The 14653-nt window shown below is 44.3% G+C and carries 14 protein-coding genes; 6 read left to right on the forward strand and 8 right to left on the reverse strand.

The window, feature by feature from the left end; genetic code table 11:
* Positions 1-12: 12 nt before the first annotated feature.
* On the forward strand, positions 13-1551 hold the full coding sequence (locus CWC03_RS05895) for a phosphoenolpyruvate carboxykinase (protein ID WP_138580968.1): 1539 nt from the start codon (positions 13-15) through the stop codon (positions 1549-1551).
* A 104-nt stretch (positions 1552-1655) separates the two neighbouring features.
* On the opposite strand, the gene CWC03_RS05900 is transcribed toward CWC03_RS05895, so the two are convergent.
* The 4 genes from CWC03_RS05900 to ompR form a co-directional block, all read right to left on the reverse strand.
* Positions 1656-2021, reverse strand: a complete 366-nt coding sequence (locus CWC03_RS05900; RefSeq protein WP_138580969.1) for a hypothetical protein — start codon at positions 2019-2021, stop codon at positions 1656-1658.
* 252 nt (positions 2022-2273) lie between these two features.
* Positions 2274-3008: a hypothetical protein gene (locus tag CWC03_RS05905; RefSeq protein WP_249313956.1), complete on the reverse strand. Its 735-nt coding sequence runs from the start codon at positions 3006-3008 to the stop codon at positions 2274-2276.
* Positions 3009-3032: 24 nt separating this feature from the next.
* The gene (envZ, locus tag CWC03_RS05910) at positions 3033-4346 is read right to left on the reverse strand and encodes a two-component system sensor histidine kinase EnvZ (protein ID WP_138580970.1); all 1314 of its coding nucleotides are present in this window, start codon (positions 4344-4346) and stop codon (positions 3033-3035) included.
* 5 nt (positions 4347-4351) lie between these two features.
* Positions 4352-5071, reverse strand: coding sequence for an osmolarity response regulator transcription factor OmpR (gene ompR, locus CWC03_RS05915; protein ID WP_010378483.1), 720 nt, complete (start codon positions 5069-5071; stop codon positions 4352-4354).
* Between the two features lie 214 nt (positions 5072-5285).
* On the opposite strand from ompR, the gene greB reads away from it, so the two are divergent.
* Both greB and CWC03_RS05925 read left to right on the forward strand, forming a co-directional pair.
* A complete protein-coding gene (greB, locus tag CWC03_RS05920; RefSeq protein WP_128725409.1) occupies positions 5286-5771 on the forward strand; it encodes a transcription elongation factor GreB in 486 nt (161 codons plus the stop codon).
* An 83-nt stretch (positions 5772-5854) separates the two neighbouring features.
* A complete protein-coding gene (locus CWC03_RS05925; protein ID WP_138580971.1) occupies positions 5855-8167 on the forward strand; it encodes a Tex family protein in 2313 nt (770 codons plus the stop codon).
* Positions 8168-8283: 116 nt separating this feature from the next.
* Here CWC03_RS05925 and CWC03_RS05930 read toward each other — a convergent pair whose 3' ends face one another.
* The 3 genes from CWC03_RS05930 to bioH all read right to left on the reverse strand — a co-directional run bounded on the left by CWC03_RS05930 (position 8284) and on the right by bioH (position 10312).
* Positions 8284-9168, reverse strand: coding sequence for a putative metalloprotease CJM1_0395 family protein (locus CWC03_RS05930; RefSeq protein WP_138580972.1), 885 nt, complete (start codon positions 9166-9168; stop codon positions 8284-8286).
* The gene (locus CWC03_RS05935) at positions 9168-9476 is read right to left on the reverse strand and encodes a hypothetical protein (RefSeq protein WP_138580973.1); all 309 of its coding nucleotides are present in this window, start codon (positions 9474-9476) and stop codon (positions 9168-9170) included. Before CWC03_RS05935 ends, CWC03_RS05930 begins: the two co-directional genes overlap by 1 nt.
* A gap of 104 nt (positions 9477-9580) precedes the next feature.
* Positions 9581-10312, reverse strand: coding sequence for a pimeloyl-ACP methyl ester esterase BioH (bioH, locus tag CWC03_RS05940; protein ID WP_138580974.1), 732 nt, complete (start codon positions 10310-10312; stop codon positions 9581-9583).
* Positions 10313-10369: 57 nt separating this feature from the next.
* Between bioH and CWC03_RS05945 the strand changes: the two genes are divergently transcribed.
* Positions 10370-11041 (forward strand): ComF family protein, encoded by a 672-nt coding sequence (locus CWC03_RS05945; RefSeq protein ID WP_138580975.1) that lies wholly within the window; start codon positions 10370-10372, stop codon positions 11039-11041.
* A gap of 85 nt (positions 11042-11126) precedes the next feature.
* Here the strand turns inward: CWC03_RS05945 and CWC03_RS05950 are convergent, their stop codons facing one another.
* Positions 11127-13649 (reverse strand): M14 metallopeptidase family protein, encoded by a 2523-nt coding sequence (locus tag CWC03_RS05950; protein WP_138580976.1) that lies wholly within the window; start codon positions 13647-13649, stop codon positions 11127-11129.
* A 145-nt stretch (positions 13650-13794) separates the two neighbouring features.
* Between CWC03_RS05950 and nfuA the strand changes: the two genes are divergently transcribed.
* Together nfuA and CWC03_RS05960 are read left to right on the forward strand one after the other, a co-directional pair.
* Positions 13795-14370 carry a Fe-S biogenesis protein NfuA gene (gene nfuA, locus CWC03_RS05955; protein ID WP_138580977.1) on the forward strand — a complete coding sequence of 192 codons (576 nt, stop codon included), beginning with the start codon at positions 13795-13797 and terminating at the stop codon, positions 14368-14370.
* A complete protein-coding gene (locus CWC03_RS05960) occupies positions 14370-14648 on the forward strand; it encodes a hypothetical protein (RefSeq protein ID WP_138580978.1) in 279 nt (92 codons plus the stop codon). The genes nfuA and CWC03_RS05960 overlap by 1 nt, the downstream gene beginning before the upstream one ends.
* The last annotated feature ends 5 nt before the right edge of the window (positions 14649-14653 follow it).

The following is a 14653-nucleotide window of genomic DNA, read 5'->3' on the forward strand; positions in this document are numbered from 1 at the left end:
TTAGGTATAAACATGACTTCAAGCGCTACTCGTTTTGTCGATTTAACCGCAGCTGAACTTGTCGAACACGCTATCCGTCGTGGCGAGGGCACTTTAGCCGCAAATGGAGCTTTTGTTGCAAAAACTGGTCGTCGTACTGGACGTTCACCAAACGACCGTTTCATCGTAAAAGAATCAAGCACAGAAAATGACATCCAATGGGGTAACGTAAACCGCCCATTCGAAGGTGCTAAGTTTGATGCTTTATGGGCTCGCGTAGAAGCGCACGTTCTTGAAAATGACCACTTCGTCTCTCACTTAGAAGTCGGTGCGGATCCAGAGCACTATTTACCAGTCGTTGTAACGACTGAAACTGCTTGGCATCACATTTTCGCTAAAAACATGTTTATCGAACCTAACTCTTATAACAAAACTGATTTACCTGAATGGCAGGTGATGAACGTTCCTTCTTTTGTTTGTGATCCTGAGCGTGATGGCACAAACAGCGATGGTACCGTTATCATCAACTTTGCACAGCGCAAAGTGCTAATCGCAGGTATGCATTACGCCGGTGAAATGAAGAAGTCGATGTTCTCTGTACAAAACTTCTTACTACCAGCAAAAGGTGTGCTACCTATGCACTGTAGTGCAAACGTAGGTGAAGCTGGTGATACAACGTTATTCTTTGGTCTATCAGGAACAGGTAAAACTACGCTTTCTGCGGATCCTAAGCGTTTTCTTATCGGTGATGATGAGCACGGTTGGGCACCTGGTAGCGTATTCAACATTGAAGGCGGTTGTTACGCGAAATGTATCGACCTGTCACAAAAGAACGAGCCAGTTATTTGGGATGCAATCCGTTTCGGTACTATTTTAGAAAACGTCGTGCTAGATGAAACGCGTACTCCTGATTATACCGATTCAAGCTTAACGCAAAATACGCGTGCAGCTTACCCACTTGAGCATGTTGAAAAACGTAAAGTTGAAAACCGCGCGGGCGAGCCTCGTGCAGTTGTATTCTTGACTTGTGACGTGAGCGGCGTATTACCTCCAGTTTCAATCCTAAGCGAAGAAGCTGCGGCTTATCACTTCCTTAGTGGCTACACGGCGAAAGTAGGCTCAACTGAGATTGGTTCAACTTCTGATATCGAATCAACTTTCTCAACTTGTTTTGGTGCTCCTTTCTTCCCGCGTCCAGCAGGCGTGTACGCTGAGCTACTAATGAAACGTGTGCGTGAGTTTGGCGCTAAAGTTTACCTAGTAAACACAGGTTGGACTGGTGGCCCTTATGGCATTGGTAAACGTTTTGACATTCCAACAACTCGCGCCGTGATTGATGCAATCGTAAACGATACATTAGAGGGCGTTGATACACAGCACATTGAGGCACTAAATTTAGATGTACCAGTGGCAGTGGAAGGTGTTGATAGCAAGCTACTTAATCCAGTAAATACATGGCAAGATCAAGCTAAGTATGCTGAATATGCAGCTAAACTTGCAGCTGATTTCAAAGAAAACTTCGCTAAATACGATGTTTCTGAAGCAATCAAAGCAGCAGGTCCTCGCGGCTAAACCTAAGAAAGATTCCTTTATCAAAAGCGCCCCTTGTTTGGGCGTTTTTTTGATCCAAAAACCCACTTGAAGTGGGTTTATTGTTTTACGCTAAAGCTTTTTAATCAATTACATAGCCGTTGCTCAGAAGCAAAGCGTCCTCTTTGGCCTTTATATGTTTTATAAAGCTTAGTCTTTGAGTATGCCTCAATTCGAAACTCAACAGGGTATATATAATTAAAATCAATATCATGATATACGTAAGTCAAGATACGACATTGTGAAGTGATATTAGCGACTTCGTCCGTGTCTATAATATACCGAAAGTACTGCTTAAACTCTGGAATAGACATAGATGCAGTGCCAATATCTCCATTAGCACTAATTTCGCCAAACTCACCAACTGTCACATTTTTTTCATTGGCATGTGCTTGATTGCTCATAGTTAAAGTTGCCACAAGTAAAGCAACTGCGGGTAATAGCTTATTCATACAATTTTCCTTTTATATTAAGTTAACTATCACCCAAAAGACTTACATAAATAAAACATTAAATCAACATATTGAAAACAGTAAAACGTTGCTTGGGAAATCGAACTTACTCTTCAGTAGTGCACAATAGGAACTGAATTCAGCTTAGTAAATATTAAGAAAAAAGGAGATATATCATAAAGTTAAACCAGCTTAATCGGCTAAGACCTTTTGACAGACTTAGAAGCAATAACACATATCTAGCGACGGTACTTATCCTCGCCCTAACACACCAGATACTCTACTCGATAATATTTTCTTTAGTGTTAAGATAAATTGTGTAAGCGAAATAGGAATGATAACAACAAGCGCAGTCCCTTTATCAAAGTCGGGATTAACATTGCAGTAAAGTGCAATCTCAGTTTTGCTGCTTTCTCTAAAGCGTACAATTTCAGCCTCACTATAATTGGTTTTACGCCCAACGACCTTCAAACATCTTAAACCATTATAAGAACTTACCAAGCCACTCGGGTTGATAGTGTCATAGAGCGTTGCTATCGCGCTATTTTGAGACAAGTTATTCGGATAGACTTCGGCGATATTTTTTGCCATAGCCCTAAACATAGCGGGACTAAGCATGGTATCTGCATATAACAGTTTTCTACGTGGGTTACGTATATAACGTTTTAATACCTCGATAAGAGAAAACCTAAAGGTACTGTTTTTCCCTCTAAAGTCAGGCAAAAAAGCAGCTGAAGCGCCAACAATACAAACGTCATTATTGCTATCATCAAAGGTCAATAAGCAATAGCCGACAATATCCCCGCCTGATAAAAACAAACGGAGTCTACGCTTTGTACTTTCGCCTTTTTCAAAGTACTGAGTAAAATAATGCTCTACCTCTACATTGGAAAAGCTTGTCGCTATCACTCGCTTCAATTGGTTTAAATACGGCGTATCTAACATTCCCTTTTGATAGCTTAAATCCCTATGCTCTATCGTGCTCAACTTGCTCGCCCACTCTTTTGAAAATCATGCTTGCTCAAGTTTTCCTCGATAAGCAGGCAGTGATACCTCAGCAATCAGACCACCGCCATCTCGATTTCGCAGTCTTACTTTACCGCCGTGTGTGGTCACGATACGCTTGATAATGGCAAGCCCTAAGCCACTCCCCTCACTACCTCTAGCCTGATCTCCCTGTTTAAATGGCTCGAATACAGACTCCAACTCTGACTCAGGAATACCAGGCCCTCTATCCATTACTTTTACGATAACAGCACGGTGCTTGGGGCTGTATTCTGTCGTCACCTCAATATCTTGTTCAGAATAACGGATCGCATTTTCAATCATATTAGTGAACACTCGCTTTAACGCGACAGCATTCATCATCACCGCTGGTAAGTATTCCTCAGCTTGCAAATGAATTGGTCGCTGATGCTGCTGCTCTGCATGAACGACTTCTTCAATAACCGTGTTAACGTCATCCACCGACATTTCTGCACCATTGTGATGACGGAGATATTCAATGAATTGGTCGATAATCGCATTCATATCTTCAATATCATCGATTATTCCCTCGCGCAGGTAGTCTTCCTCATCCGACATCATTTCAGTGGCTAGACGAATCCGGGTTAAAGGTGTGCGTAAATCGTGTGACACACCAGCCATTAACAGTCGCCTATCACTTTCTAGGTCTGCGATCCCCTTAGACATTTTATTAAATGCCCGAGTCACCTCAATAACTTCTGTAGACCCTTCTTCAACAAGACGGGTTGAAAAGTCCCCGACTCCTACTCGACTAGCAGCAATTTGTAGTGATTTTAGCGGTTTATTTAGATGCCTAGCAAAAAGCCACCCCCCTAACACACTTAAGAAACCAATACTGGAGAGGTAGAAAACTAAAAACTCCATTTTTGTTTCACTGAGTCCGCTAAGCGGCACTCTTACCCAATACCCTGGCGCTTGTGGTGGCTCAACCCAATAAACAACCGGATCTCCTTGGCTTATCCTGACTCGCGCAGAGCCATTAAGTTGCTCCGACATGCTACGAGACAGCAATGTATATTCTTTGGCCTGCCCCAGCCCATTTACATACGCCTCTCTTTGTGTCATCACCTCAATGCCGGTTATCTCAAAAAATTTGCGAGATAGTGTATTGTCAACTTCAACACCATCTTCCCAATCAATGAAGACCGTTTTAACCTGCTTAGCAAGCATCAGGTTCACTTGTTCAAAGGTTGGTTTGAAGACGTATAAGGTAACAGTAATGTAAGACACGACTTGATTTATCAATAGTAACGCGCCGACAAAGAAGACGGTTTGCCCGAATGCACTACGAGGTAACATGCTGGCTACTTCACGCCGTCAGGCACAAATACGTACCCAAGACCCCACACCGTTTGTATATAGCGAGGATTAGAGGCGTCATCTTCAATCATACGACGCAAGCGCGAAACCTGAACATCAATACTGCGCTCAAGTGCACTATAATCACGCCCTCTAGCAAGGTTCATTAACTTATCTCGACTAAGCGGCTCTCGGGGATGACTCACCAGTGCTTTAAGTACCGCAAACTCACCTGAGGTCAATGAAATCGTCGCTTCTCCATGTTGCATCTCTCGCGTCGCTAAATTAAGGGTAAAGTTACCAAAGCTCACTTCGTTTTCTTCTGCAGCAGGCGCACCTGGCACTTCTTTGGCACGACGACGGAGAATGGCTTTTATTCGCGCCAACAGTTCTCTTGGGTTGAAGGGTTTTGGAATGTAATCATCAGCGCCAAGCTCAAGGCCAATAATACGGTCAACCTCATCACCTTTCGCCGTCAACATGACAATTGGGATCTCATTCTCTTTTTGTCTTAAACGACGACAGATGGAAAGGCCATCTTCTCCAGGAAGCATCAAGTCTAACACCATCAAGTGAAAGTTTTCGCGTTCAAGTAATCTATCCATTTGTTCAGAATTCGCTGCGCTGCGGACGATAAATCCTTGCTCTACGAGATAACGTTCTAACAGACTGCGCAAACGCATATCGTCATCAACTACGAGCACTTTGGTGGTTTCATTTCCCATTTATATTTCTTCTATTTATTAATTTACTAAAGCTTGCTGATCTGCGACATTTCGTGCACAAATCATCATCCTGTTCATTTAACGCTCATGGCGATAATGAACCATGATATTATTATGCTTAAATATAATTGAATTTGGTGCTTTTCGACACCATACATTGATACTAGATTGTTACCGAACATTACAAGGGTTTAACCCAAAATACCTGAGAAACATGAAAACGAATTTGATCACGCCCGAAGGATACCGCCAACTGCAGCAAGAACATGATCATCTGTGGTTTGAAAAGCGCCCAGAGATCACCAAAATTGTGAATTGGGCAGCGAGTTTAGGCGATCGCTCCGAAAATGCCGACTACACCTTCAATAAACGCTTATTAAGGCAAATAGATAGACGGGTGCGCTTTTTACGAAAGCGTATGCCCGAACTAAAAGTCGTGGAATACAGTCCCGAACAAGAAGGTAAAGTATTTTTTGGCGCTTGGGTAGAAGTGGAAAGCGAAGAAGGCGAGGTTCGTGCATTTCGTATTGTTGGACCTGATGAGATATACGAGCGCAATGACTACATCTCCATCGATGCGCCAATGGCAAGGGCTTTACTAAGCAAACAAGTCGATGATGAAATTACGGTCACCACACCACACGGCCAAAGACTTTGGTATATCAACCAAATCGAATATCGCAGAAACACCGAACAATGATAACATTGAACTAAATTTTGTTTGCCCGAGATGAGTATTATCTAGGCAGCACAGACCGATTAAGAAGAGTATAAGGATTTTGCATGAGCAATATCACACAACGTTTAGCAACTGAGCTTAACGCCAGAGAACAGCAAGTTAATGCTGCTATTAGTTTGCTAGACGAAGGGGCAACCGTTCCATTTATTGCACGTTACCGTAAAGAGGTAACGGGTGGCTTAGATGACACTCAACTGCGTTTGCTCGAGCAAAGGTTAGGTTACTTACGAGAGCTTGATGAACGTCGCGAGTTTATTTTAAAAACCATCGATGAGCAGGGTAAACTTACTGCTGAGTTAAATTCAGAAATACAAGCCGCCGACAGCAAAACCGTACTCGAAGATTTATATCTCCCATACAAACCAAAGCGCAGAACAAAAGGCCAAATCGCGATAGAAGCAGGTTTGGAACCCCTAGCGGACGCTTTATTTACAGATCCAACGTTAGACCCAGAACAACAAGCGGCCCCTTTCATTGATGAAAGCAAAGGCGTTGCTGACAGCAAAGCGGCTTTAGATGGCGCTAAATTCATTCTCATGGAGCGTTTTGCAGAAGACGCTAAACTACTTGCTAAGCTCCGAGCACACCTTAAAGACAACGCGCAAATCGAAGCAAGAGTCATCGCAGGTAAAGAAGAAGCAGGAAGCAAATACCGTGACTACTTTGAACATAATGAGCTGCTAAATAAAATTCCATCACACCGCGCGCTGGCGATGTTAAGAGCACGTAACGAAGGCTTTTTGCAGTTATCTATCAACCCGGAACCAAGTGCAGAAGACGCCGCTCAATTTTGTGCACAGATCATTGCTGATCATTATAACCTCGCGGTCTCTGGTAAAGCTGCTAGTGATTGGTTGATGGGTGTGGTCCAGTGGGCATGGAAGATTAAAATCGCCCTGCACTTGGAAAACGAATTCTTAGGGTCAATGCGTGAAAAGTCAGAGCTAGATGCTATCGAAGTTTTCGCGAAAAACCTAAAAGATCTGCTGATGGCTGCGCCTGCTGGTGCTAAAGTGACAATGGGTATCGATCCGGGACTGCGCACAGGATGTAAAGTCGCCATTGTCGATGCCACAGGTAAACTGATTGCAACGAGTACTATCCACCCCCATGCCCCTCAAAACCAGTGGGATAAGTCACTAAAGACACTAGAGCAAATGTGTCGCCAATACAAAGTTGAGCTTATTGCCATCGGTAACGGAACCGCATCTCGCGAGACCGACAAACTGGCCGCAGAACTGCTAAAAGGCGCTACCGAATTAAAGCTCAACAAAATCATGGTGAGTGAAGCTGGCGCATCGGTGTACTCAGCCTCTGAATTTGCCGCAAACGAATTTCCAGATCTTGATGTATCTCTACGTGGTGCAGTTTCTATCGCAAGAAGATTACAAGACCCGTTAGCAGAGCTTGTGAAAATCGAACCAAAATCAATCGGTGTTGGCCAATATCAGCATGATGTTTCTCAAAGCCAGTTAGGGCAAACGCTAACTGCTGTGGTCGAAGACTGCGTAAACTCAGTAGGTGTCGATGTGAACACGGCATCGATACCATTATTAACGCGCGTCTCGGGTTTGAATAAAACATTAGCCAGCAACATCGTAAAATACCGCGACGAAAATGGCTCTTTCACGGATCGCAAAGCGCTTAAAAAAGTTGAGCGATTAGGACCTAAAGCATTTGAACAAGCAGCTGGTTTCTTACGTATCGCCAATGGCGACGATCCACTGGATGCATCGGCAGTGCACCCAGAAGCTTACCCTGTTGTCAAAGCGATCTGTCAAAAACAAAATCTAGAAGTGAATACCCTTATCGGTAATCGCGAAGTCTTGAATGGCCTTGTGGCAAACGACTATGTAGATGATAAGTTTGGGGTACCAACGGTCACTGACATTATCAAAGAGTTAGATAAGCCAGGCCGAGATCCTCGCCCAGAATTTAAAACAGCGCAGTTTAAAGCTGGTGTTGAGACAATCACAGATCTTAAAGTCGGTATGATTTTAGAAGGTGTGGTCTCTAATGTTGCTAATTTTGGGGCTTTTGTGGATGTAGGTGTACATCAAGATGGACTTGTTCACATTTCAGCACTCACGGATAAGTTTATTTCCGATCCGCGTGAAGTCGTTAAAGCGGGAGATATCGTTAAGGTCAAAGTGATTGAGGTTGATGTGCCTCGTAAACGCATTAGCTTTACCATGCGCCTAAACGATGAAATATCTCAAGCTCCAGCGCAAAAGCAAAGCGCAAAAAAACATCAAGGAAAACCGGCGCCTAAGTCTTCTAAGCCAAAGTCACGAGATGCGGGTAATGCTGCGATGGGTAATGCGTTTGCTGAAGCCTTCGCAAAGCTGAAGAAGTAATCTCAACAGAACAGTGAACAAAGAAAAGCGCGGCCTTAGTCGCGCTTTTCGTTTGTCGGGGGTTTTAACTCGTTTTCACTGCAATGACCCGCGGAGGAAAAGGCCAGTACCTACGGTTAAATCTGTACAGATAGCGATGCAGGTTGGTTTGGCATCGCTACATGTTGATAAAAATTTGAGATCCTGAGTGATCTTGCTTGGATTTCAGGATCAGCTTCAATTGGCATCGCAACAGCGTAAGGATCTGCATCCTGCTTCAGCTTAGCTTGCTCTTCTTCACTCTCTGCTTTTGCCTGCTCGCCGCTCAAACGCCGAGTTTGAATGTTTTGCACCCGCTTGCTATCACTTTGCTCTTCACCACTGATAGAAGCTTTTGCCAGCTCAGCCTGTGCTGCCGAGAGTTTTTGAGTAGCATCCGCCGCGATAGCTCTATCAGCACCAGAGGGTTCCGCAGGTGCTAGCGCTGCCGCTCTCACCGTTTGCATTTTTTCAATCGTGCCCTGCGGATCCCCTTCAAGCGGCGCAACGTCGATCATCACCTCACCGCCGATAGCGTAGTTATTGCCATCAGGACCACGCTGATATTCATAACTCGGAGAACCAGCATATTGCCCACCTACTCTGGCATGAGCCTGCTCATGTAATCTTACCTCCCTATCTCGAGCTTTTAACTCTTGAATTACCTGCTCATCTTGCTCGGCTTGCTGCTGCTCTTGTTCACTCTTATCTTTTTCTTGGCTTTCGCCTTTTTCACCTTCCTCTTCACCTTGAATGGTTTTGCTTTGCTCTTTTTTGCCATCAGAACCGTAAACTTTTGCACCGTCTACGTCAGAAGAGCGGCCTTTTTCTGAATCGGAAAGGTTACGGTTTTCAGTAAATGAGGGATTAGTTGGCGCAGGTTTGGGGATCGCTTCACGCAGCTGATTGTCGCGTACAACCGTTTCTGTGTACACGTTGGCAGTATTTAGATTCATCGCCGGTGGTGGCGTTACTATGTTCATTACACTTTAATATCAATCAACGTACCTAACACTTCATCTGCAGTGCGAATAGTTTGCACATTGGCTTTCGCGTTAAACTCTTCAACTTTTAAGGCTACCACTGATTCTGTCAAGCTTGGCGTCTCACTCACTGGAGCCGTCACAGCCTCATCAGCACTGGCCCCTTGCAGCTGTCGCCCGGACGCACGTTCCGAATCACTTTGTTGATCGATAGCAGCACGGTTAATATCAGCGCTTGCTTGAGCAATCCCCTGAGCTGCGCGGTTATAACCGTCGATTCCATTATTTAACACATCACCTACTGGCATACTCGCACCTAGATAAACCTTTTCTTACTGACTAATTATTGCGCAAAATATCAACAAAGAAAAGTAAAAGCGGCAATTTTTTGCCGCTTTATTATTCCAAATATCTAAACAATTAATTTAAGGAGTGATAAAAAGGCCTCTTTATGTGAGATAAAAGGCGCATGAGAGGCCTTTGCAAGCGTATGAGCCTTAAAATTTGGATTTAATGCCTGCATTTTCTCGACTGCCGCTTGTGGAACAAGAGAGTCTAAACGGCCGAATATACCTATTATGGGAAGTTGCAGCTGTGAAAATTCACCACGTAAATCCTGCGATTTCAATATCTCCAACCCACCAGCTAGAGCTTTCGCCTCCGCTTCCGGCAGTGTACCCAGTAACGCTTTAAGTTGTTTGATGTCTTCTCTGGCATGTTCACTGCCCATGGCTTGAATAGCTAAAAACCTTTCTATCGTTTTTGCGCTATTGGTTTGCAGTTGAGTCTCAAAGTTGTTTAGCACCTTAGGGGCTATTCCGGGCCAATCAGCTTGCTCACAAAAAAATGGCGTTGAAGCGACCAAAATAACCTTGCTAACTTTGTCTGGAAAATGAGCAGCTAAATACAATGCAAATAAGCCCCCCAAAGACCAGCCTATCAACACGCTTTGTGGCATCAACTGCTCGGCAATAAGTAAAGCGTTACGCTCAAGAGAATAATCCCCCTCGGCGCTTGGTGTACCACCAAATCCAGGAATATTGACCGCTTTAATTGGCGTTGTAGGTGCTAAAGCTTCCTCGCATAACTGCCACACCGCTTTGTTCATCCCCCAACCATGGAGCAGCACAACTTCATTTTGCATTTATCTGTTCTCTATACCAAACTTGACGCCATGATAGCTAACCCGGGATGGAAAGCAATGATCCAACTTAATCGGTTATTACCTAAGAAGTGGTGTCAGCCTTGTGTATGCTGTGAACAACGCACAACAGAAACCTTGCTTTGTCCACACTGCTTACAAGCCTGCTTAGACTTTATGGATCATGAGATTAACCTACTTAATTACCCTAATATCCAACGCATGGTTAGCCTTGAAGACTGCGATGGGTTAACCGTGGCAAGTTGGTATCGCACGCCTATAAACACATGGTTGCAAGGAGTAAAGTTTAACCACAGTAAAGCGTATCAATGTGCCTTAAATCTGCTGGCTCAAACACTATGGCAGCGCTTCAGTGAAGGAAATTGCTTCCCTGTAGACCTTGTTTGTTGTTTGCCACTACACCGTAGACGGTTAATCCGACGAGGTTACAATCAAGTTGAGCAAATTTGGCAAGGGCTACCACTCACCCAAACAATACTGAAAAGAACAAAGCACACCAAGCCGCAATCTGAGCTGACCAAAGCTAAACGAAAACGTAATTTAAACAATGCCTTTGTGCTCAACCAATCTGTTGAGGGGAAAAATATCGTATTACTTGAGGATGTGATCACAACGGGCGCGACCATGAATGCAGCGGCAAAAGTGTGTAAACAAAACGGGGCGAAAATGGTGTGGGCGATGGCTATCAGCCTCACACCATTCGACGCTTAAAAGCGTATTATTTGCTTGATATCACGACAATAGATATCAATCAAATCGCTAAAAATCTCACTGCACAGATAAACGGTTCTGGACCTTATATGCCGTGTGCAAAGAACAACGCGTTATTTAGCAGTCGGCTAGAACCGAACCAAAAGCCACGAAATACCGGGTTATCAGTCATTCCCACAGCCACTCCACGTCCAGACTTTGACGCAATCAAGACTGAGGAACCTGCGATCTGCTCAACGTTAGTATTATCAGCATACCCTGCCAATAAAGGCTTTTTAGTATACGTCAACGACTCGATAAATGGCTTATTATTACGATGCATCACCCAAGTGCTATTTTTAAAGACAGGTAATTCCCGGTTCTCGAAGCCAAAAGACAAGGGGTGGCTTAAATCCAAACGCGCATCAAAAATCGCGCCGGCAATCCGCTGTTTTGCTGAAAGGCTATCTTGATCTGCAAAGGTAAGATTTTTGCTGTCAAACTGGGCTCGCATTTCTTTGCTTGAAACCATTTCAGCGTCTAGTAGCTGCTGTTCGATTAGCCACTGCGCACCTCGCTTTTGTCCCCAAATCACACCGCCTTTAGCAACCCAACTCAAGAGCTTAGCTTTGCTCTTGTCACTTAAATCTCCATATTTACCATCAGCCAATAAAATGTGGGTATAGCGCGTAAGATCGAGTTTCTCGATATGCAGCTTTTCCACAATCGACGGAGCAAGTTTTAAATGCCTATCCAAATGATACCAAAGCTCACCCGCTTCATATTGACTTACACCCGCACCACCTATGATGAGGACTTCTGGCTTTTGCAGCTGTAGCATTTGCCTTGAACCAAAATCGACACCACTTTGTGTCATGCCTGTAGTCACACTATATACTGGAAGTGAAAGTTCTCTGGCGATTGTTTCAAGCTGAGTAAACCAGTCCGCTTGCTGCTGAATACCACTTGCTATCACCAATGTCCCGGCCTGAAAGTCATGAGAGCCTGAGGTAGTTGATGCTGAAAATGGTGACATTGCAGCCGCTACTTTCACTCCAGCCTGTAAGAGGCGATTTGCTAATTGTGGCGCCAGGTAATGGTGCCATTCAATGGTGTAGGCATAACTTCCTGCAACGGGGGCCAATAGATTTGAGTCAGAGCTCGATTCACCTTGAAACTTTAAACCCCAGCCACTTTTTACTGCGGAAAAACCTAAATCATAAGCATACGGCATCGTCCAACCTGAAACATCGTAGAACGTGTTGTCCCTAAAATGCGTCTGTGTGCTAAATAGTGCTTTTATCAAGCGATATTGCGGCTGGGCTAGTGGAATGTATAAATCCCCTTGCTGATATTCGGTGTTATCAACCTCTTTGGCTTTTGAGAGATATTTCACCTCTATCTGATGCTGTTTCAATAAATCCACAAACGCTTGAAAACGGTAGTTATCTTTGCCGCGAGCAACAACGTAGCCGTTGATTTCATCTTTACTAGCAAGCTCGTTCGCTTGTTGATAAAACCGCTGCTGATAGTCAAGTAAAGCGCGTCGATGCGTAATGCTGGCTTGGAATGTCGAGAGACTCGTCGTGACCTGATTTTTAATCGTTTCAGGAAAACTCAACACGCCATACTGAGTTTCTTGTGCATGCCCTCTACTACTCGCTTGTTCGAATAAAATGCCAACCGCACCATTTACGTCGGGGTACGTGGAGCCTTTACCATAATAAAAGTCATCAAAGCTCTCTTGGGTAAAATATAACTTCCCTTGTGCATCAAGGGCTTTAGCATGAAACTTACCAATCTCATTGGTTAGCGTTACGTTTTGTAATGGGGTAATTGGATGAGTCCTTGATGGGATCCCTGGTTGGAAAAAATACGTACTATTTGGGCCCATTTCATGAAAATCGGTCAGTACGTTAGGTTTCCAACGGTGGAATGCTTTGATCCGTGCTTTTGACTCAGGATGTTGTAGTAGTAACCAATCACGATTGAGGTCAAACCAATAATGGTTAGTGCGACTAGAGGGCCAGGACTCATTATGCTCACGATGTGCAGGATCGGTTGATAGAGACATGCTCTTATTGGCGTTTGCCCATGTAGCAAAACGTGATAAGCCATCAGGGTTCAAGGCTGGGTCTAACAATATCACCGCGTTATCAAGGAGCTGCGTAACAGACTCGCCCTGCGCCGCGGCTAAATAATATGCCATGAGTACCGCGGCATTGCTTCCTGAAGACTCATTACCGTGCACGCTATAGCCCATCCACATCACAACAGGCTGGTCTGAACGGTTTTGGCTACTGCTCAATGAAGTAATATGAGCTTGCTGAATACGCGCCAAGTTTTGTTGGTTTTGTGGCGAGCTCGCTTTTAGAAGTAACAAAGGACGTCGCTCATGGCTAAACCCGATTGTTTCGACACTCAACCTTGGGCTTTCACTTGCAAGGGTATGTAGGTAATTAACGATTTGATCGTGGCGCAAATGCCACTGCCCAACTTCATATCCAAATGCTTGTTTTGGCGTAGTTATTGTGGGATCAAATTTTACTTCATCGCCAAAATAATAGGCAATGGGCTTGGCCTGCAAGCTAAAGCTCAACAGCACGATAATACAGCTTATTAACCGCATGATAATGTCCTTTAATTCCGATTACTTTTCAAGCTAACAAGCGTGCCGCCGATTGCCAAATTTTTACGCCGAACACTAGCGACAACACGACGAGGAGAGTATGATACGTATTAACCGAGTAATTTAGTCAAGTATAGAGCGAATTATGATCCATATTTCAGATTCTGCCCAAAGCCATTTCGCGAAGCTATTAGCCGATCAGGCTGAAGGCACTAATATTAGAGTTTTCGTGGTTAATCCAGGCACCTCTCAAGCTGAGTGTGGCGTGTCATATTGCCCAGCCGATGCCGTTGAACAGAGCGATATCCGCTTACCGTTTAATGGTTTTGAAGCCATCGTTGATGCAGAAAGCGCACCATTTTTAGAAGAAGCCGACATCGACTTCGTTACCGATAAAATGGGGAGCCAGTTGACGCTTAAGGCACCAAATGCCAAAGCTAAACGATTACGTGACGATGCGAGCCTTGCTGAGCGCGTAGAGCACATGCTTGTGACAGAAGTAAATCCACAATTGGCCAATCACGGTGGTCAAGTTAGCCTAGTAGAAATTACCGCAGATGGTATTGCAGTTCTTCAATTCGGCGGTGGTTGTAACGGCTGCTCAATGATTGATGTCACATTGAAAGAAGGCATCGAAAAAGAGATGATCGCTAAGTTTGAAGAAATCAACGGCGTACGCGACATCACAGAGCACGCGCGCGGCGAACACTCTTATTATTAATGAGCAAAACCCTCATTTATCGCTTAGGGTCTCACCCTAAGCGAAGTCTCAAGTTCTTCCTTCTTGGCCTTGTTATTGTGCTACTCTCAGGTGCTTTTATCGCACTGGGTTATTATCAAGATCATCGCTTTCAAATCGCAGGTTTAGTACTTTTGCTTCCTGGTTTGTGCTGTGCCTTTTACGGCTATATTGGCATTTTTGCTAATCGCTTTTCTCAAGTGATAGAAGCTAGAGAACAACGCCGCCAATCCCTAAAAGATAACGACCCGTTTGCTTAACGCAG

Source organism: Pseudoalteromonas sp. S2755, from assembly GCF_005886535.1.
Taxonomy (GTDB): Bacteria; Pseudomonadota; Gammaproteobacteria; order Enterobacterales; family Alteromonadaceae; genus Pseudoalteromonas.

Excerpts from the sequence above, each read along its gene's own strand:
- CWC03_RS05950 (WP_138580976.1), bottom strand. The coding sequence starts at position 13,649 with ATGCGGTTAATAAGCTGTATTATCGTGCTGTTGAGCTTTAGCTTGCAG.
- envZ (WP_138580970.1), bottom strand. The coding sequence starts at position 4,346 with ATGTTACCTCGTAGTGCATTCGGGCAAACCGTCTTCTTTGTCGGCGCG.
- CWC03_RS05925 (WP_138580971.1), top strand. The coding sequence starts at position 5,855 with ATGAGCAATATCACACAACGTTTAGCAACTGAGCTTAACGCCAGAGAA.
- CWC03_RS05945 (WP_138580975.1), top strand. The coding sequence starts at position 10,370 with ATGATCCAACTTAATCGGTTATTACCTAAGAAGTGGTGTCAGCCTTGT.
- greB (WP_128725409.1), top strand. The coding sequence starts at position 5,286 with ATGAAAACGAATTTGATCACGCCCGAAGGATACCGCCAACTGCAGCAA.
- ompR (WP_010378483.1), bottom strand. The coding sequence starts at position 5,071 with ATGGGAAATGAAACCACCAAAGTGCTCGTAGTTGATGACGATATGCGT.
- CWC03_RS05895 (WP_138580968.1), top strand. The coding sequence starts at position 13 with ATGACTTCAAGCGCTACTCGTTTTGTCGATTTAACCGCAGCTGAACTT.
- CWC03_RS05930 (WP_138580972.1), bottom strand. The coding sequence starts at position 9,168 with ATGAACATAGTAACGCCACCACCGGCGATGAATCTAAATACTGCCAAC.
- CWC03_RS05935 (WP_138580973.1), bottom strand. The coding sequence starts at position 9,476 with ATGCCAGTAGGTGATGTGTTAAATAATGGAATCGACGGTTATAACCGC.
- nfuA (WP_138580977.1), top strand. The coding sequence starts at position 13,795 with ATGATCCATATTTCAGATTCTGCCCAAAGCCATTTCGCGAAGCTATTA.
- CWC03_RS05900 (WP_138580969.1), bottom strand. The coding sequence starts at position 2,021 with ATGAATAAGCTATTACCCGCAGTTGCTTTACTTGTGGCAACTTTAACT.
- CWC03_RS05960 (WP_138580978.1), top strand. The coding sequence starts at position 14,370 with ATGAGCAAAACCCTCATTTATCGCTTAGGGTCTCACCCTAAGCGAAGT.
- bioH (WP_138580974.1), bottom strand. The coding sequence starts at position 10,312 with ATGCAAAATGAAGTTGTGCTGCTCCATGGTTGGGGGATGAACAAAGCG.